Origin of the sequence: Mycolicibacterium lutetiense, assembly GCF_017876775.1 — a bacterium.
Classification (GTDB): domain Bacteria; phylum Actinomycetota; class Actinomycetes; order Mycobacteriales; family Mycobacteriaceae; genus Mycobacterium; species Mycobacterium lutetiense.
In genome coordinates this window covers 1,344,764-1,361,742 of sequence record NZ_JAGIOP010000001.1, presented here as the reverse complement: position 1 = coordinate 1,361,742, position 16,979 = coordinate 1,344,764, and the positions used below count along the sequence as shown (strand labels likewise).

The window sequence follows — 16,979 nt, the reverse complement described above, 5'->3', positions numbered from 1 at the left end:
ACTTCAGGGGAGGCATGACGTGCGGTTTTCACAGCGACAGGCGTCGGTGGACGGGGCAATCGTCATCGTCACCGGCGGGGCGCGCGGCATAGGTGCCAAGACGGCGGAGCTGTTTTCCGCCCGTGGCGCCACGGTCTGGATCGGCGATGTCGATGCGGATGTGGCCGCGACGACCGCGGCCGGTATCCCCCGCTGCCGGACGGCACACCTCGACGTCACGCAGCGGTCGTCGTGGGATCGATTCATCGCTGACGCCGTCGGGGAATCGGGCAGCATCGACATCCTGGTCAACAACGCCGGGGTCATGCCGCTGGGTGCGTTCGACGCCGAGCCCGAGGCCACCACCGACCTGATCCTCGACGTCAACGTGCGCGGCGTCCTCAACGGTATGCGCACCGTGATCCCATCGATGGTGGCCCGCGGTCGCGGTCATGTCGTCAATGTGGCGTCGATGGCGGGCATGATCCCGATCCCCGGCATGGTGACCTACAACGCCAGCAAGTTCGCCGCACTGGGCGCCTCACTGGCCGCGCGTCGCGAGTACGCGGGCACCGGGGTCTCCGTGTCGGCCGTGCTGCCGTCGGCGGTTCGCACCGAGCTCGCCTCAGGTGTGCAGCTCGGAAGCGGCCTTCCCACCGTGGATCCCGATGACGTCGCCCGGGCGATCCTCAAGACCGTCCGCACCCGTGCTGCCCGCACGTCGGTGCCGGGTTGGGTCGCTCCCGGGTGGGCCCTCGTCGACGCCCTGGTACCCGAAGCGCTCCAGAGCGCAGTGCGTACCAGGATCGATGACCGCCGCGCCCTGACCAAGCTCGACGAACAGGGCCGGTCCGCATACCTGCAACGTATTGACCGGCAGTCGAAAGCCCACGCCACACAGCCTGATTCCGAGGTGAACCGATGACCACGGCCTTGGCGATCGGCTGCGGGGGCACCATCGGAGGCGCGTGGACGGTCGCAGCGTTGCAGGCCCTGGCCGAACAGACCGGGTGGGATCCGCGCGACGCCGCGGTTCTCCAAGGCACTTCGGCGGGAGCCGAGCTGGTCACGATGCTGGGCGGCGGCGCCACGGTGAGCGATCTCGTCGCGATGCACCGCGGTACCTCCACCGATGAGCGGCTACGCCGGCATATCGCGGACACGCCACCCAGCGTGCCTCCCATTCCGGTGCCCCGCCTGCTCAACCCTCGGCTGCTCGGCAGCCAACGGGGTCTCGCTGCTGCCACCGGCATCGCCCCGGTGGGACGCGGCAACGCGGCCTGGTTGCAGCGGCTGGCCCAGGCATTCTCGGGTCCCTCGGGATGGCCGGAGCGTCCTGGCATCCGGATGGTCGCATTCGACTATCAGCGCGGCGAGCGGGTCGTGTTCGGGGCGCCGGGAGCTCCCGCGGCCACCGCGGGAGAAGCGCTCCGCGCATCCTGGGCGGTGCCGGGCTGGATGCCACCGGTGACGATCGGCGGCAGGCACTTCGTCGACGGCGGCGCCGCATCGACTGCGTCGGTCGATCTGATCGGCGCCGACGAAGCCGACACCATCTACGTGATCACCCCCATGGCGTCCGAACCGGGCACGCGTGCACCGGGATTCGGCGGACTGCTGGAGCACCGACTGCTGCGCCGACCGATGTCGGACGGACTGGACCGGGAGTTGGCGGCGGTGCGAGCCCGCGGCACACAGGTCGTGGTGATTCGGCCTGAGGCGGCAGACCTCGCGGGCCTGGGTTCACACTTCATGCGCCGTGGCCGACGAAAGTCGGCATTCGAGGCATCGATGCGCACCGCACCTGCCACGGTCCGGCGTGCGCTCACCGTCAGCGAGGAGGCCCGATGAGTCGCGAGGTCCGCATCGTCATCATCGGCGCCGGGATGGCCGGCATCGCCACGGCCTACACGCTCAAACAAGCCGGATTCACGAATTTCACGGTCCTGGAGAAGGGTTCGGACGTCGGCGGGGTGTGGCACTGGAACCGCTACCCGGGACTCACCTGCGATGTGCCGTCCCAGATCTACCAGTTCGGCTTCGCACCGAAACCGGACTGGAGCCACATCTGGGCCACTGGTAAGGACATTCAGCGCTACCACCGCGACGTCGTCGAGCGTTTCGGTCTCGACACCCATCTGCGGTACAACACCGAAGTCACCGAGGCGCGTTACGACAGCACCACGATGTCGTGGACGGTCACCACCGGTGGCGGGGACACCCTGACAGCAGATTTCGTCATCTGCGCGACCGGCGTGCTGCATCACCCTTCCATCCCCGAGATTCCCGGTATGGACAGCTTCGGCGGGCAGATCGTGCACACCGCGCGATGGGATCCGGAGGTGGTGACCGAAGGCAGGCGCATCGCCGTGATCGGTACGGGATCGACCGGTGTGCAGGTGGTTTCGGCGTTGCAGCCGAAGGCCCGGACGCTGTTGCACTTCGCCCGATCGCCGCAGTGGATCCTGTGGGCACCGATGTCGCTGCGGCAGTCGTCGGTGCTCGCCAAGGTCCTGCAGCGGCGGCCGGGGTGGCACGACTTTCTCTTCCGGCGGCTGCAGTGGGGATCCAACATCCTCGCCGATGTCGTCACCACGCCGTCGTGGCGACGCAAGTTGGTGCAGTCCTATGCACGCTGGAGCCTGGCCGCCCAGGTCCGCGACCGGGCGCTCCGCGCGAAGCTCACCCCGGACTACGAGCCGCTGTGCAAACGGCAGGTGGTCTCGGGCTCGTACTACCGCGCCATCAAACGCCCCAACACCACCCTGATCGACGATCCCATCCAGGAATTCACCGCGACCGGTATCCGCACCGCCGACGGCGCGAACCACGACGTGGATGTCGTGGTGCTGGCCACCGGATTTCAGGCGCACAACTACATGCGACCCATGAACATCGTGGGGCGTGACGGCATCACGCTCGACGATGCCTGGGTCAAAGGCCCACGGGCGTACCGCATGACGGCGATCCCCGGCTTTCCCAACCTGTTCACCGTGCTGGGCCCGAACTCGCCGACCGGATCGATTCCGCTGCAGTACTCCGCCGAACTCACCGCCGGATACATCGTTGCCTGGCTCAAGCGGTTTGCGAACGCCGAACTCTCCGAGGTCGAGATCACCGAGCAGGCCACCGACGAATTCAACGCCGCGGTTGCCGACGGCCTCGGTCCGACAGTGTGGAACACCGGGTGCAATTCGTGGTACCTCACCGACGCCGGAACCATCGACCTGTGGCCCTTCGATCGGGCCACCCTCACCCGCATGTTGTCGGCCCCGGACCCCGCCCACTACCGCATCAGGTAACTGCGAAGGCTCGCAGTTGAGGCCGTATTTCGGCGATTCGGCGTGTTTGCCCGACACCGTGAACGGTACGGGGTACGTTTCGTCTGGGCCGGGGTAATGACTGAGTGGACTGGTACGGAGCGTCATGGAATCGACCAAATACATCGGCCGCGTCGGCGCACTCGCCGTTGCTCTGGGCATCGGAACGGCCCTGACCTCCGGGACCGGAATCGCCTGGGCCGAAGACGGACCCGGCAACCCTGGCACATCGACCGCGGGCAACTCCGACGGCTCCGCCCCGAGCCCGGGAACGAAGAAGCGCCCGAGCAAGACCGCCGGCATCAAGAAGCCGAGCACCACTCCGTCCGGTGCACTGTCGAAGATCGGCGAGCGGATCCGCAAGGATGTCGAGTCCGGCCTGAACGACGCCGGGGACGCGATCAAGCAGACGCAGAGCAGTCTGGATTCCGCGCGCACCCCGCTGCGGAACCGGGCGACCAAGGTTCGGAGCAAGATTCAGGGCGCACTCACCAACGCCCCCGATGCCGACAAGAAGACCGACACCGACAAGAAGGCCGACAAACCCGATAACTCCCGGATCACCCCGGAAGCTGCGACGTCTGCGCCCGATCTGCAGCGCACGGTGCGACCCAACACCGTGGTGGTACGCCTCAAGGAGGCGGCCCAGGACATCGACCGGCGCAGCCGCGACACCGTGTCGACCGTGCGCAACGAGGTCACGTCATTCGACGTCCCCGCCGTCGTGAAGAAGAGCATTGTCGTCCCGCAGGCACCGCCCTCGACGCCCGAGCCCACCGCGCCCAAGGTCATCGCACCGCCAGTCGTCTCGGCCCTGCTGGGAGTGGTCGGCCTGGCACCGTTCGGCGCGGGCACCGGCCCGGTCGGCCCCGGCCAGTCCCCCGCACTGTGGGCCATGATGGCCTGGACCCGTAAGGAATTCGAGCGGTCGATCAACCCGCTGAGTTCCCGCGTCATCTCGGCCAACGATGCCGCCTCGACGGTGGCCGAAGGCGACATCCAGCCGATGGCAGCGGCCGCCCCCAACGCGGCGGTGCAGACCGATGATCTGACAGCCAAGCCTGCGGTCCCGGCGTCGTTGGAAGGCGCCACCATCAAGCTCCCGTGGGTCACCGGCTCCGGCGTCACCGATCACTGGTACGTGGCGGGCACCGATCTGGGCATCATGTGGGACAGCGGTTACACCGATCCGGTGACCGGAAAGTCGGTCATCTACACGTTGTTCGGCGATACCTACAGCGGGCCGGGCATGACCGGCGACTGGCGCAACAACGTGTTGTTCCGCACCTCCGACACCGATATGTCCAACGGTCTGCAATTCAGCGACGCGCTGATCCACGCGGGCGCGGGGCCCGGCAATCCCGGCACGCCGACGTGGTACGGCACCGGCGGTGCTCCGGCCGGCGCAGCACAGATCATCTACGATCCGGGCGGCCTCAACGGACTGTTCGGCTCCACCTACACCATGATCCCGACGTCGGCGATCGCGATCGAAAACCCCGGCGCCGTGGGCGGTTACCGGCAGTACGCCACCGTGATGTCGATCCGCACCTGGGACAATCCGGGCAGCTGGACCACCAACTACTCGGCGATCGCCTACTCCGACGACGGCGGCAAGACCTGGACCGTCGACCGTGACACCGTGCGGTCCTCGGGCTGGCTCCGCGCGGGCCCGGCCTATGTCCCCGGCGACGAGCATTTCCAGCAGAACGCTCTGGTGATGTCGGACGACCCGGCCGACCCGTACGTCTACGTGTACGGAACACCGTCGGGCCGGCAGGGTTCGGCCTACGTGGCCCGGGTGCAGAAGGATCAGATCGGCAATCTGGATGCCTACGAGTACTTCTCGGGTGAGGATTCCAGCGGCGCCGGGAAGTGGGTGACCGGTGACCCGTCGGCCGCGGCCCCGGTGTTCGGCTCCAGCAGTACCGATTTCCTGCCGACGCTCTACAAGGTGGCCGACTTCTTCACGCTCGGGCTGTTCACCAAGATCGCCAACGGTATCTGGGTCGGCGGCCTGCCCACGGGCGGCAATGTCAGCGAAATGTCGGTGCAGTACAACGAGTATCTCGGCAAGTACGTCGTGCTCTACACCGACGGCGGCAACAACGTGGTGATGCGGGTGTCCGATTCACCCCAGGGTTCATGGTCGGATACCACGAAGCTGGTGAACAACAACGGGACGTCCAATTCCGGTATGTACGCGCCGATGGTCCATCCGATGTCGGGTACCGACTACTTCAACACCGTCGACGAGAACGGCAATGTCGTGCAGGACAACTCGCAATACCTGTACTACAACCTGTCCTACTGGGGTGATTACAACGTCCGGTTGATGCGCACCGACCTGTCGTCGATGAAGACGATTTCGGTATAAACCGATGTCTCGCGCGTTGGCATTGAGTGCGGCAGCTCTGACTGTGGCTGCCGCACTCAGCACAAGTGCGTGCGCACAGGCAGAACCCGAACCGGTGCCGCAGGGGCCATCCGAAACCACGGCGCCTCAACCAAACTCGGCGTGCACCGAGAGCCTTGCCGGGGCGCTCACACCGGTAGATCCCGGACAACTCGGCAACAATCGGCGCCTGCTGTTATGCGATGGAGCCAGTTGGCAGACATTCGGTGGCCCTTATCCCTCGTCGGACCACTGGCTGACCACCGGGCCCCCGGTGATCCTGCACGGACAGGGCCGGCGGAACCCGGAAGCCCGGGCGGGCATGTGGACGGGGACACCGCAGACCGTCGAGGCACGGTGCAGCGTCGAGGTTGTCGACGTCCTGGGCGCCGGCGAGACGTCGGAGCCCGCAACGTTCAGCGCCGAGCCGGGGCAGTCACTGACCTTCGAGGTCAGCGATCACATGTTCACGACGAAGCTCAGCGGCTACTGCCTCTGGGCGCGTGGCTGACGAACTATCCCACGCCCCGGTTCAGCCAGGACACCTCGCCGCCGTCACCGCCGTTGCGGTAGGGCTCCAGAGACTCGTCCCATGCAGTACCGAGGACGGTGTCGAGTTCGGCCGCCAACATGTCGGCGCCGCCGGCCATCAGGGACCGCAGCCGCATCTCGCCGACCATGACGTCGCCGTTGGCGCTCATGGCACCGCTCCACAGGCCGAGGTGGGGGGTGTGGCACCAGCGGTGTCCGTCCACTCCGGAACTGGGATCCTCGGTCACCTCGAAGCGCAGCACTGACCAGGAGCGCAGGGCATTGGCCAGCTGCGCCCCGGTGCCGACGGGCCCAACCCAATTGGTTACCGCGCGCAACTGGCCGGGCATGGCCGGTTGCGGCGTCCACTTGAGGTTCGCCCGCGCCGACAGGGTCGACGACAACGCCCACTCAACGTGAGGGCACACCGCTGCGGGTGAGGCATGGACATACACCACGCCCGTCGCCGCATCGGCGAATTGGTTCGACGCACGCATCTGCTACTCCTTCGGATACGAGGGACGTCTTCCCCAACGGCCTGGTATTCCGATCGAGCATGCAGTTGTCTGTGTCGCGCGTGTCTATTGTGCCCCGTGAGGCCAGTGTTGCGCTAGTCTGTCCCGTTTTCTCTCAGCACACCATCAGAAATTGCCGGCCACAGCGGGTAGGTCCAGTCCCCGAAATCGCGGTCGGTCAGCACCACCAAGGCCAGGTCAGCGGCCGGATCGACCCACAGAAACGTGCCCGATTGGCCGAAATGTCCAAACGTGCGCGGCGAGTTTGCCGATCCGGTCCAGTGCGGCGATTTGCCGTCCCGGAGCTCGAACCCCAACCCCCAGTCGTTCGGCCGTTGCACCCCGAACCCCGGCAGCACCCCGTCGAGCCCGGGAAACTGCACCGTCACCGCGTCGTCGTGCAGTTGCTGTGACACCAGTGCCGGCCGAAGCAACTCGGCGGCGAACGCGGCGAGGTCGGCAACGGTCGACACGCCGCCGAACCCGGCCGCCTGCGTCCCGCCCAACAATGTCGATGTGGACATCTGCAGAGGCTCGAACACCGCCTCGGTCAGATAGCGGCCGAACTCGATGTCGGCGGCGTCCTCGACGGCGCGGGCCAATAGTTCGAATCCGTAATTCGAATAGATCCGGCGCTGTCCCGGGCGCGCCAGCACCTCGGCCGAACTCATGGACACCCCCGACGCGTGCGCCAACAAGTGGCGGATCGTCGAACCGGGCGGGCCGGCCGGAGTGTCCAGTTCGACCGCGCCCTCTTCGATCGCGATCTGCACGGCCCGCGCCACGAGCGGTTTGGTCACCGAGGCCAACGTGAAGGCCTTGCTCGTGTCGCCACGGTCGGCCAGGACCCCGGACGGGCCGACCACGGCTGCGGCGGCCGAGTCGACCGGCCAGGTATCGATTACACGGAGGACTTCGGCGACGCTCATCGCGGCCAAATCTATCCGGCACGCCCCCGACTCGCTGCCAAGCTCCGCGAAAGCAATTCCTCGACCAGGCCCGCTGCCACCGCATCCACATCGGCGACCAGGCGACGCAGGCCGACCACCCGCCGCACCAGCTCACCCGGATCGCCGTCGGCGACCGCCGAGAGCCGGTGCACGTCACAGACCGCGCGGTAGGACGACTGTGTTGATTCCGGTTCGGTGGCTTCACACCACCGCTGCATCGACTGCGACCAGGAAGTCACCCGATCAGCGGTGCCCCGGCGGTGCGCCAGATTCAACGCCCGGCGGTACACGTCTGCCGCCCATTCGACCGGCACCGGTTCGTCGAGCACCGGCAGCAGCACCTGATCGAGGGCCTGATACCCGGCCGGGTCACCGGCGGCGCCGGCCGCCATGCCGCCCAGCGCCTGCGCGAGCGTTAGCAGAGCCGCATCGTCCAGTTCTGCGGCCACGGCAGCCAAGCGTGTTGTCGCCGCAGCGAACCGCACGTGATCGCCGGCATCGGCCGCCGTCACGGCGAGCAGGTACGCCAGGTAACCGTGCGCGGTGGTCAACGGGATGCCGTCGAGCAGTGCCTGCGCTCGGTGCCCCCAACTGCCCGCCAGCGCCACGTGCCCGCGGGCCAACCAGGCCAGGCCGAGCTCGGCCGCCTTCATCGCCGCCTGCACCGGGTCCGTGCGCAGCAAGCGGGTGTGGACCTGCTCGTTGATCCGCACGGATTCGCGGCCGTAGCCCTGACGCCAGGCCGCGGCGGCGTACACCGCCAGATCGTCGGTGCCGAGGGTCTGTACCCCGTCGACGCGACTGAAGGATTCGTAGCTGGTGCGCCAGTCATTTCGCCGATACGCCGAGCGTGCGACCACCAGCAGTTGGGTTCGATCGTCGACCACAACCCACGGTAACGCGAGGATGCTCCGCCGGGCCGGGATTCCACGGACGCCGAGCGCCGGTCGGCAATTGGACACCTGTCCGGTGTCGATTAAGTTATAGGCATGAGCCAGACGGTGCGAGGTGTGATTTCCCGGTCCAAAGGTCAGCCGGTCGAACTGGTCGACATTGTCATCCCCGATCCGGGTCCCGGTGAGGTGGTGGTCGACATCCTCGCCTGCGGGGTGTGTCACACCGACCTGACCTACCGCGAGGGCGGCATCAACGATGAATACCCGTTCCTGCTGGGGCATGAAGCTGCCGGCACCGTGGAGTCCGTCGGTGCGGGCGTGACCCACGTCGAGCCCGGCGACTTCGTGATTCTGAACTGGCGCGCGGTGTGCGGGGAATGCCGCGCCTGCAAGCGGGGTCGCCCGCATCTGTGTTTCGACACCCACAATGCGGCCCAGAAGATGACGCTGACCGATGGCACCGAGCTGACCCCGGCGCTCGGTATCGGCGCGTTCGCCGACAAGACCCTGGTGCACGAAGGTCAGTGCACCAAGGTCGATTCCGCGGCAGACCCGGCGGTGGCCGGCTTGCTGGGCTGCGGGGTGATGGCCGGCATCGGTGCGGCGATCAACACCGGCGCGGTGACCCGTGACGACACCGTCGCGGTGATCGGCTGCGGCGGTGTGGGTGATGCCGCGATCGCCGGTGCCGCCCTGGTCGGCGCGAAGAAGATCATCGCCGTCGATGTCGACAACCGGAAGTTGAACGTGGCCCGCGAGTTCGGTGCCACCCACACCATCAACGCCCGTGAGCTCGATGCGGTCAAGACCATCCAGGACCTCACCGGCGGCTTCGGTGCCGACGTCGTGATCGATGCGGTCGGCCGCCCCGAAACCTGGAAGCAGGCGTTCTACGCCCGCGACCTGGCCGGCACCGTGGTGCTGGTCGGCGTCCCGACCCCGGATATGACGCTGGAGATGCCGCTGGTCGACTTCTTCTCCCGCGGCGGGTCTTTGAAGTCCTCCTGGTACGGCGACTGCCTGCCCGAGCGCGACTTCCCCACCCTGATCTCCCTGTACCTGCAGGGCCGGCTGCCGTTGGAGAAGTTCGTCTCCGAGCGCATCGGCCTCGACGCGATCGAGGATGCGTTCCACAAGATGCACGCCGGTGAGGTGCTGCGGTCCGTGGTGGTGCTGAAGAAATGAGCGGGCCCTCTCAGATCCAGCGCGTCGTCACCAGCGGAAAATTCGAACTCGACGGCGGCAGCTGGGACGTCGACAACAACATCTGGGTCGTCGGTGACGACAAAGATGTCGTGGTGTTCGACGCGGCCCACACCGCCGCCCCGATCATCGAGGCCGTGGCTGGGCGCAACGTCGTCGCGGTGGTGTGCACGCACGGCCACAACGACCACATCACCGTCGCTCCCGAATTGGGCAAAACGTTGGACGCCCCGGTGCTGCTGCACCCGGCCGACGAGATGCTGTGGCGAGCCGTCCACCCCGACAGTGAGTTTCACACCGTCGAGGACGGTCTGGTGTTGCGCGCCGGCGGCATCGAGCTGCACGCCCTGCACACCCCGGGACACTCCCCCGGATCAGTCTGCTGGTCGATCCCCGAGCTGAACGCGGTGGTCTCGGGCGACACCCTGTTCCAGGGCGGGCCGGGCGCCACCGGAAGATCGTTCTCCGACTTCCCGACGATCCTGGACTCGATCTCCAAGCGGCTGGGAATGCTGCCCGGCGAGACCGTCGTCTACACCGGCCACGGCGACACCACCACCATCGGTGACGAGATCGTGCACTACGACGAGTGGGTCGCCCGCGGGCACTGACAGGCCGGGCAGCCTCAGCTGCCCAGGATCCGGCGCTTCTCGCCTTCGTACTCGGCTTCGGTCAGCGCACCGGTATCACGCAGGCCAGCAATGGTTTTGAGCTGTTCGATCCGGACCGCCTGATCGTTGGGAACCTGGATCCCGACATCGGTCGGCGTATACGTCGGTGTGAAGGTGGATACCGGATACGCCCGCTTGCCCGAGCGTTGCGCCCACACGGCGGAGAGGGCGAGCGCGACGCCGGCGAGAATCGCCATCCCGATGAAGGGCCACATCACCCAGTAGTACGGGCTGCTGTGCCCGAATATCAACCGGGGATTCTGAGATTCGAAGACCGATGCCTTGGCGTCAATACGGTAGGTGCCGGCCTGCTTGATGTGGGCCGTGAAGACCCGCACGGTGATTTCCCGGTTGGTCTTCGATGAACTGCTCATCGAATCGGTGATAAGCGGTTTGGCCACTCCGGCCGGCGGTGTGATGTCCAGTTGGATCGGAGGGACCATCAGCCCCTTGCCGCCCACGGTGAGAGTGGTGGCGCGGTAGGCACGATGATCGCCGTCCGCGCGGCTCCCCCTCCGTTTTTCACTTCCGAAGTGTGTCATGGCCGGTGAGTCGCGGGTTACCGTCGAGGTATGCCCCGCGACGAGTCGGATGCCCCCGAGACCGCAGGACCGGCACGCCGGGTGGCACTCCGCTACTGGGTTGCCTTGTTCCTGGTCGGCCTGGCTGGGATCTTCGTCGCGCAGAACCGTGATCGGGTGGGTGTTCACGTGCTGTGGGTGACCGTCGAGTCGCCGATGTGGTTCATCTTGGTCATCATCTTCGTCATGGGCATTCTCATCGGACTGCTGCTGCGGCGGCGACGGCGAACCTAGCCATGGCCAAGCCGCGCCGAACCACACCCCGCCCGCACACCGCCGGAATGAGTTCGGCGATCAGCCTTTTGCAGCTGGCGGCGCACACGGTACCGATCCCGACGCCGCCACAGCCGATCGTCATCGCCGACTACGGGGCCGGCACTGCGCAGAATTCGATGCAACCGATCAATGCCGCCATCGCGGCCGTCCGCGGCCGCACCCGCCCCGAGCACTCGGTTCTGGTGACGCACACCGATGTCGCCGACAATGACTTCACCACGATGTTCCGAATCCTGGAGGAGGATCCGGAGTCCTATCGGCACCGGGATTCGGCCACCTTCAGTTCGGCGATCGGCCGGTCGTTCTACAGCCAGATCCTGCCCTCGAACAGTGTCCACCTCGGCTGGTCAGCATGGGCAGTAGCGAGACTGAGCACGGTGCCGATGCCGGTCACCGACCACGTCGTCGCGGCCTACAGCAACGACGAACGGGTGCGCGCGGCCTATGCCAGGCAGGCCGCTCACGACTGGCACGAATTCATTGCTTTTCGCGGCCGCGAGCTGTATCCGGGTGGCCGGCTGGTGGTATTGACGACCGCACTGGACGATGACGGCGACGTGGGGTATCGCCCGTTGTTCCGCTCCATCGCCGGCGCGTTGACCGAGCTGATCACCGACGGTGTGGTGAGCGCCGAGGAGGTGACCCGGATGTCACTTCCGATCGCCGGACGGCGCGCGGTGGATTTCACCGCACCATTCGCCCCGTCGGGCCGGTTCGAGCGGCTGGAGATCCAGCACGTGGAGGTGATCGACGCGCAGGACCGGATCTTCGCTGCCTACCAAGGCGACAGGGGCGCAAGCGCTTTCGGGACCCGTTGGGCCGATTTCTGCCGGTTCACCGCGTTCGCCGATCTGGGCGCGGCAATCGAGGGTGACCCGGACCGGTTGCCGGTCTTCTACGACCGGCTGCATGCCGGTATCGCGGCGCGACTGTCCGCCGAGCCCGAGGAGATGCGCATTCCGATCGCAGCGGTGGTACTGGAGAAGCGCCGGCCGAGCCAGTGATCAACCCGGCGACCAGGTCGGCAGCGCAGCGTCGATCAGGTGCGGCCCCGGCTCGGCCAGCGCCGTGCGGAACTGGTCGGCGAGTTGCTCCGCGGTGGTGGCCCGAGTAGCCGGGACACCGAATCCCTGTGCTATCAAGGCGAAGTCGATGTCGGGACGGCTCAGGTCGAGCAGTGAGCGCGACCGTTCCCCGTTGGCCTGGGTACCCACTCGTAACAACTCGAGTTGCAGGATGGCGTAGGCGTGGTTGTTCAGGATCACCACGGTGACGTCGAGTTGCTCGCGAGCCATCGTCCACAGCGCCGAAATGGTGTATGCGGCACTGCCGTCGGACTGCAGGGCGATGACCGGGCGGTGCGGCGCGGCGATCGCGGCTCCGACTGCCACCGGCAGGCCTTGCCCGATCGCGCCACCGGTGAGGGTGAGGACATCGTGGCGCGGGGCCGACGCGGTGGCGGCCGGCAGGAACACGCCGCTGGTGTTGGCCTCATCCGAGATGATCGCGTTCTCGGGCAGCAGCGCGGCGATCACCTGCGCCAGGTTCTGCGGGTTGAGCGGTCCCGTCGGCAACTCGGCGGGGCCGGGTTGCGCTGGGGCCGGCGCCACCCCGCCCAATTCGTCGGCGAGGCCGACCAATTCATCGACAACCAGGGTGCTGACTTCGGTACCGTCGGGCACCAGCACGCTCGGCTTGCCCGGATAGGCGAAGAACGACACCGGGGACTTCGCCCCGACCAACACCAGATGTGTTGCCCCCGAGAGCTGTTGGGTGGCCTGCTCGGCGAGGTAGCCGAGGCGCTCGATGACAGGCACCCCCTGCCCGCGAGTCAGCCGGGCCGGAAAGGTCTCGACCAGGACGCGCGCCCCGGTGGCCGCGTTGATTCGCGCTGCCGCCCGCAGACCGTCGGCGTGGGTGGCGGCACCGCCGAGCAACAACACGGCACGCTCCCCCTGGGCGCGCAGCAGTTCGGCGGCGCCCGCGGCGTCCAGGAGCGTGTCGGCGTCGCCGGTTTCCGATCCCCCGACACCGTTGTCCGACAAGAGGTTCTGCGGCGTGCTGCCCCAGGAATAGTCCGCAGGAAGGATCAGGGTGGCGACCCGTCCGGGTGTACTGGTCGCACTGTGCACTGCGGCGTGGACGGCGGCGTCGAGGTCGGCGGCCGATTCGGGCCGGTGCACCGAACCCTGTGTCCAGCGCCCGAGCGCGTCGATGTCGGATTCCAGCGGCGCGTCGAGCGGTTGATGGTAGGTCGCATGATCGCCGACGACGTTGACCACCGGCGTGAACGCGCGCCGGGCGTTGTGCAGATTGGCCAGACCGTTGGCCATTCCGGGGCCGAGGTGCAGCAAGGTCGCCGCGGGGGTGCCGGCGATGCGGGCGTACCCGTCAGCAGCTCCGGTCGCGACGCCTTCGAACAGGCACAGCACCGGACGCATGGCCGGGGCGGCATCCAGCGCGGCGACGAAGTGCATCTCCGAGGTGCCCGGGTTGGCGAAGCACACGTCGACACCTTCGGCGAGCAGGCGGTTCACCACCACTTCGGCGCCGGTACTCACGAGGCGCCCTCGGCGCGGTTTTCACATGTCGGCCAGCCATTGTGCACCCGTCCATATTGGTCGGCCGCCGCCCGGGATGCCAGTGCGGGGACGCTTGGTTCTGGCCCGCCGGTCTCGCCGGGCACAACCGATGGGATTCCTCAGCAAACGTGCCCTGCGCCGGGTTGCGCGTACTACCATGCGCTTACTTACGAGTTCATCAATTCAAGATGACACGGGGTTCACATGTTTCGTGCCTTCGCCGTCGCAGCGGCCCTCATCGGCGGCGCCATTGGTACAGCCCCCATGGCGCAGGCCGATCCGCCGTATCGGTACTGCAAGGACGCCTACGCCGACGGCCGATCCAACATGACGACCGACGATCCCGGCTATGCCGACCACCTCGACCGCGACGGCGACGGCATCGCCTGCGAGAAGCAGTCGTAGCCCTCAGTGTTATCGGCATCGCAACCCGCGTTGTCGGTGTCGTGGTGTTTCTGATCGCTTTCATCGCCCCGCCGGTAGTCCGGGCCGACCCCATCGCTGCACATTCCGTAGGAGTGAGCCGACGAAGTGCCTGCTGGTGCGGTTGGATTCGCGTGCGAAACCTTGCACCGGACAGGCTTTCGGCATAGGTGAGTAGGACTTACCCCACGTGCGGCACCTGGTCGGTTGCCATCGCGGCGATCACGAACGCAGTGAGCAAGATGCGACCGGAACGGGCAATCAACGCTTCCTTCCGTAGTCATATCAACATACATTAGGATATGAGTATGGATGAGGAATCGGTGGACGCTTGCGACCTGTTGTGCCTGGATCTGCCGCACGCTGAGGCGATCCGCACCGCCCTGCCCGACCTGGGGCACGTCGAACCCGCCGCCGCGGCCGCCCGGGCTCTGGGCGACCCGACACGTCTGAGGATCGCCGCCGCCCTGCATGACGGTGAGGAGATGTGTGTCTGCGATATGGCCTGGGTTGTCGGGGCCCCGCAAAACCTGGTGTCCCATCACCTGCGCCAACTCAAGGTCGCCGACATGGTGGTCTCGCGCCGCAACGGACGGCTGGTGATGTACCGGCTGACTGAGCGCGGTCGCACGCTGACCGCCGCGGTCTTGGGGACGACTGCGCGCATCGAGACCGACCGTGTCTGACGCATGCTGCGGGCCCCGGGAGAATGAGCCACACGCCGGCCCCGAGAACCTGTGGCAGGTCCGCGAACTGCAACTGGCCGCGCTGGCCGCGGTGCCGCTCGCGGCCGGATGGCTGCTCGCCCGGGCCGGACACGGATCCTGGTCGCTGGCCATGGAAGTCGTGGCGGTGGGGATCGGCGCGGCCACCTTCGCGCCTGACGCGCTACGCAACCTGCGGCACGGCCGCATCGGCGTGGGAACGCTGATGACGATCGCCGCGGTCGGGGCGGTCGCGCTCGGGCAGATCGCCGAAGCGGCGTTGCTGGGAATCTTGTTCTCGATCGCCGAGGGCCTCGAACACTACGCGGTCACCCGTACCCGCCGCGGCCTGCGCGCCCTGCTGTCGCTGGTGCCGCCCAGGGCCACGGTGATCCGCGACGGCCTCGAAATGACCGTGTCGCCCGAGGATTTGGCGCTCGGCGATGTGATGGTGCTGCGGCCTGGGGAACGCGCGGCAACAGACGGGACGATCATCTCGGGCCGCACCAACCTGGACCTTTCAGCGATCACCGGCGAATCGGTCCCGGCCGAGGCCGGACCCGGCAGCGATGTGCACGCCGGGGCGATCAACGGCGGCGGTGCCATCGAAGTCACGGTTAGCGCACTGGCCGCCGACAGTTCACTGGCCCGCATTGTGCATCTCGTCGAGCAAGCCCAGGAACGCAAAGGTGCCGGCCAACGGCTGGCCGATCGGATCGCCAAACCGCTGGTGCCGGCGATCATGGTGCTCGCCGCGGCGATCGCCGGGATCGGTGCCCTGCTCGGGGATCCGACGCTGTGGCTGGAGCGAGCATTGGTGGTGCTGGTGGCGGCCTCCCCCTGTGCATTGGCGATCGCGGTGCCGCTGACGGTGGTCGCGGCCATCGGCGCCGCCAGCGGCCAAGGTGCTCTGGTCAAAGGCGGGGCGGCGGTCGAAGAACTCGGGCGGATCAAAGTTGTCGCCCTGGACAAGACCGGTACCCTCACCCGCAACAAACCCAGGGTCGTCACGACCGTCACGGTGGGCGGTGTCACCGAGGCGCAGGCGCTGCGCACCGCGGCCGCGCTGGAAGCCCGAAGCGAACATCCACTGGCCGAAGCGATCCTGTCGGCCGCCGAGGACACCGCACCGGCCAGCGAGGTGACCGCGATCGCCGGGCACGGAATCCAGGGCCATGCTGAGGGCGCCACGATCCGGCTCGGCAAGCCCAGCTGGATTCCACCGGGCCCGCTGACTGACGATGTGACACGTCTGCAAGATGCGGGTGCCACCGTCGTGGTTCTCGAACGCGACGGCCGCGTCATCGCCGCCATCGCCGTTCGTGACGAACTGCGCCCGGAAGCCGCTGAGGCCGTGCAGCTTTTGGACCGGATCGGGATCGAGGTGGCGATGCTCACCGGCGACAACCGGCGCACCGCCGACGCGCTGGCGGCCCAGGCCGGCATCACCACCGTGCATGCCGAACTGCTGCCCGAAGACAAGGCCAGGCTGCTGCCCGAGCTGGCTCGTGGCAAGCCGATCGCCATGGTCGGCGACGGGGTCAACGATGCCCCCGCGTTGGCCACCGCCGACATCGGAATCGCCATGGGAGCCATGGGCACCGATGTCGCGATCGAAACCGCCGATGTCGCGCTCATGGGTGAAGACCTGCGCCACCTGCCGCAGGTCTTGGTCCACACGCGGCACGCCCGAAAAATCATGGTACAAAACATCGGATTCTCGCTGGCCATCATCGGATCACTGATCCCGCTCGCCGCGTTCGGGGTGCTCGGCCTGGCCACCGTGGTGTTCATCCACGAATTCGCCGAAGTGCTGGTCATCCTCAACGCTATCCGCGCTGCACGTACCCAACCCCTGCCCGGCCTGACAATCTCACCGGCGACAAGCGCAGCCGCACACAACCTCGACATCGGCGCCCTACCCCCGGGGCACCGATAGCGCGACCCGTTCAC

At 67.2% G+C, this 16,979-nt stretch carries 17 protein-coding genes; 12 read left to right on the top strand and 5 right to left on the bottom strand.

Annotated elements, in window-relative coordinates; genetic code table 11:
* Positions 1-19: 19 nt before the first annotated feature.
* From JOF57_RS06505 to JOF57_RS06485, 5 genes are all read left to right on the top strand, one after another.
* Positions 20-904, top strand: coding sequence for an SDR family oxidoreductase (locus tag JOF57_RS06505; protein WP_307869972.1), 885 nt, complete (start codon positions 20-22; stop codon positions 902-904).
* Positions 901-1,830 (top strand): patatin-like phospholipase family protein, encoded by a 930-nt coding sequence (locus JOF57_RS06500; protein WP_209914987.1) that lies wholly within the window; start codon positions 901-903, stop codon positions 1,828-1,830. The genes JOF57_RS06505 and JOF57_RS06500 overlap by 4 nt, the downstream gene beginning before the upstream one ends.
* Positions 1,827-3,281, top strand: a complete 1,455-nt coding sequence (locus JOF57_RS06495; protein ID WP_209914984.1) for a flavin-containing monooxygenase — start codon at positions 1,827-1,829, stop codon at positions 3,279-3,281. Before JOF57_RS06500 ends, JOF57_RS06495 begins: the two co-directional genes overlap by 4 nt.
* Positions 3,282-3,405: 124 nt before the next feature.
* Positions 3,406-5,676, top strand: a complete 2,271-nt coding sequence (locus JOF57_RS06490; protein WP_209914982.1) for a glycoside hydrolase family 183 protein — start codon at positions 3,406-3,408, stop codon at positions 5,674-5,676.
* 4 nt (positions 5,677-5,680) lie between these two features.
* Positions 5,681-6,205 (top strand): hypothetical protein, encoded by a 525-nt coding sequence (locus JOF57_RS06485; RefSeq protein WP_209914979.1) that lies wholly within the window; start codon positions 5,681-5,683, stop codon positions 6,203-6,205.
* Between the two features lie 4 nt (positions 6,206-6,209).
* On the opposite strand, the gene JOF57_RS06480 is transcribed toward JOF57_RS06485, so the two are convergent.
* The 3 genes from JOF57_RS06480 to JOF57_RS06470 all read right to left on the bottom strand — a co-directional run bounded on the left by JOF57_RS06480 (position 6,210) and on the right by JOF57_RS06470 (position 8,577).
* Positions 6,210-6,722: a DUF3145 domain-containing protein gene (locus tag JOF57_RS06480; protein ID WP_209914976.1), complete on the bottom strand. Its 513-nt coding sequence runs from the start codon at positions 6,720-6,722 to the stop codon at positions 6,210-6,212.
* Positions 6,723-6,835: 113 nt separating this feature from the next.
* Entirely contained in the window at positions 6,836-7,669 is an 834-nt protein-coding gene (locus tag JOF57_RS06475) for a serine hydrolase domain-containing protein (RefSeq protein ID WP_209914973.1), read from the bottom strand.
* 11 nt (positions 7,670-7,680) lie between these two features.
* Positions 7,681-8,577, bottom strand: coding sequence for a chemotaxis protein CheY (locus JOF57_RS06470; RefSeq protein ID WP_209914971.1), 897 nt, complete (start codon positions 8,575-8,577; stop codon positions 7,681-7,683).
* Between the two features lie 102 nt (positions 8,578-8,679).
* Here JOF57_RS06470 and JOF57_RS06465 point away from each other — a divergent pair, with 102 nt between their 5' ends.
* Both JOF57_RS06465 and JOF57_RS06460 read left to right on the top strand, forming a co-directional pair.
* A complete protein-coding gene (locus JOF57_RS06465; protein WP_209914969.1) occupies positions 8,680-9,771 on the top strand; it encodes an S-(hydroxymethyl)mycothiol dehydrogenase in 1,092 nt (363 codons plus the stop codon).
* On the top strand, positions 9,768-10,400 hold the full coding sequence (locus JOF57_RS06460) for an MBL fold metallo-hydrolase (protein WP_209914966.1): 633 nt from the start codon (positions 9,768-9,770) through the stop codon (positions 10,398-10,400). The genes JOF57_RS06465 and JOF57_RS06460 overlap by 4 nt, the downstream gene beginning before the upstream one ends.
* 14 nt (positions 10,401-10,414) lie before the next feature.
* Here JOF57_RS06460 and JOF57_RS06455 read toward each other — a convergent pair whose 3' ends face one another.
* On the bottom strand, positions 10,415-11,002 hold the full coding sequence (locus JOF57_RS06455; RefSeq protein ID WP_209914964.1) for an SHOCT domain-containing protein: 588 nt from the start codon (positions 11,000-11,002) through the stop codon (positions 10,415-10,417).
* A 30-nt stretch (positions 11,003-11,032) separates the two neighbouring features.
* Between JOF57_RS06455 and JOF57_RS06450 the strand changes: the two genes are divergently transcribed.
* Both JOF57_RS06450 and JOF57_RS06445 read left to right on the top strand, forming a co-directional pair.
* Positions 11,033-11,275, top strand: a complete 243-nt coding sequence (locus JOF57_RS06450) for an LPXTG cell wall anchor domain-containing protein (protein ID WP_209914961.1) — start codon at positions 11,033-11,035, stop codon at positions 11,273-11,275.
* Positions 11,276-11,277: 2 nt separating this feature from the next.
* Positions 11,278-12,321 (top strand): class I SAM-dependent methyltransferase, encoded by a 1,044-nt coding sequence (locus JOF57_RS06445; RefSeq protein WP_234937738.1) that lies wholly within the window; start codon positions 11,278-11,280, stop codon positions 12,319-12,321.
* Here the strand turns inward: JOF57_RS06445 and JOF57_RS06440 are convergent, their stop codons facing one another.
* Entirely contained in the window at positions 12,322-13,878 is a 1,557-nt protein-coding gene (locus tag JOF57_RS06440; protein ID WP_209914957.1) for an acetolactate synthase large subunit, read from the bottom strand.
* A gap of 225 nt (positions 13,879-14,103) precedes the next feature.
* Here JOF57_RS06440 and JOF57_RS06435 point away from each other — a divergent pair, with 225 nt between their 5' ends.
* The 3 genes from JOF57_RS06435 (at position 14,104) to JOF57_RS06425 (ending at position 16,965) form a co-directional block, all read left to right on the top strand.
* Positions 14,104-14,304, top strand: a complete 201-nt coding sequence (locus JOF57_RS06435; protein ID WP_209914954.1) for an excalibur calcium-binding domain-containing protein — start codon at positions 14,104-14,106, stop codon at positions 14,302-14,304.
* A 326-nt stretch (positions 14,305-14,630) separates the two neighbouring features.
* Positions 14,631-15,008, top strand: coding sequence for an ArsR/SmtB family transcription factor (locus tag JOF57_RS06430; RefSeq protein WP_209914952.1), 378 nt, complete (start codon positions 14,631-14,633; stop codon positions 15,006-15,008).
* Complete coding sequence (locus JOF57_RS06425) at positions 15,001-16,965, top strand: heavy metal translocating P-type ATPase (RefSeq protein WP_209914949.1); 1,965 nt, start codon at positions 15,001-15,003, stop codon at positions 16,963-16,965. The genes JOF57_RS06430 and JOF57_RS06425 overlap by 8 nt, the downstream gene beginning before the upstream one ends.
* Positions 16,966-16,979: the final 14 nt, after the last annotated feature.

Excerpts from the sequence above, each read along its gene's own strand:
- JOF57_RS06500 (WP_209914987.1), top strand. The coding sequence starts at position 901 with ATGACCACGGCCTTGGCGATCGGCTGCGGGGGCACCATCGGAGGCGCG.
- JOF57_RS06495 (WP_209914984.1), top strand. The coding sequence starts at position 1,827 with ATGAGTCGCGAGGTCCGCATCGTCATCATCGGCGCCGGGATGGCCGGC.
- JOF57_RS06490 (WP_209914982.1), top strand. The coding sequence starts at position 3,406 with ATGGAATCGACCAAATACATCGGCCGCGTCGGCGCACTCGCCGTTGCT.
- JOF57_RS06485 (WP_209914979.1), top strand. The coding sequence starts at position 5,681 with ATGTCTCGCGCGTTGGCATTGAGTGCGGCAGCTCTGACTGTGGCTGCC.
- JOF57_RS06480 (WP_209914976.1), bottom strand. The coding sequence starts at position 6,722 with ATGCGTGCGTCGAACCAATTCGCCGATGCGGCGACGGGCGTGGTGTAT.
- JOF57_RS06475 (WP_209914973.1), bottom strand. The coding sequence starts at position 7,669 with ATGAGCGTCGCCGAAGTCCTCCGTGTAATCGATACCTGGCCGGTCGAC.
- JOF57_RS06465 (WP_209914969.1), top strand. The coding sequence starts at position 8,680 with ATGAGCCAGACGGTGCGAGGTGTGATTTCCCGGTCCAAAGGTCAGCCG.
- JOF57_RS06460 (WP_209914966.1), top strand. The coding sequence starts at position 9,768 with ATGAGCGGGCCCTCTCAGATCCAGCGCGTCGTCACCAGCGGAAAATTC.
- JOF57_RS06455 (WP_209914964.1), bottom strand. The coding sequence starts at position 11,002 with ATGACACACTTCGGAAGTGAAAAACGGAGGGGGAGCCGCGCGGACGGC.
- JOF57_RS06450 (WP_209914961.1), top strand. The coding sequence starts at position 11,033 with ATGCCCCGCGACGAGTCGGATGCCCCCGAGACCGCAGGACCGGCACGC.
- JOF57_RS06445 (WP_234937738.1), top strand. The coding sequence starts at position 11,278 with ATGGCCAAGCCGCGCCGAACCACACCCCGCCCGCACACCGCCGGAATG.
- JOF57_RS06435 (WP_209914954.1), top strand. The coding sequence starts at position 14,104 with ATGTTTCGTGCCTTCGCCGTCGCAGCGGCCCTCATCGGCGGCGCCATT.
- JOF57_RS06430 (WP_209914952.1), top strand. The coding sequence starts at position 14,631 with ATGGATGAGGAATCGGTGGACGCTTGCGACCTGTTGTGCCTGGATCTG.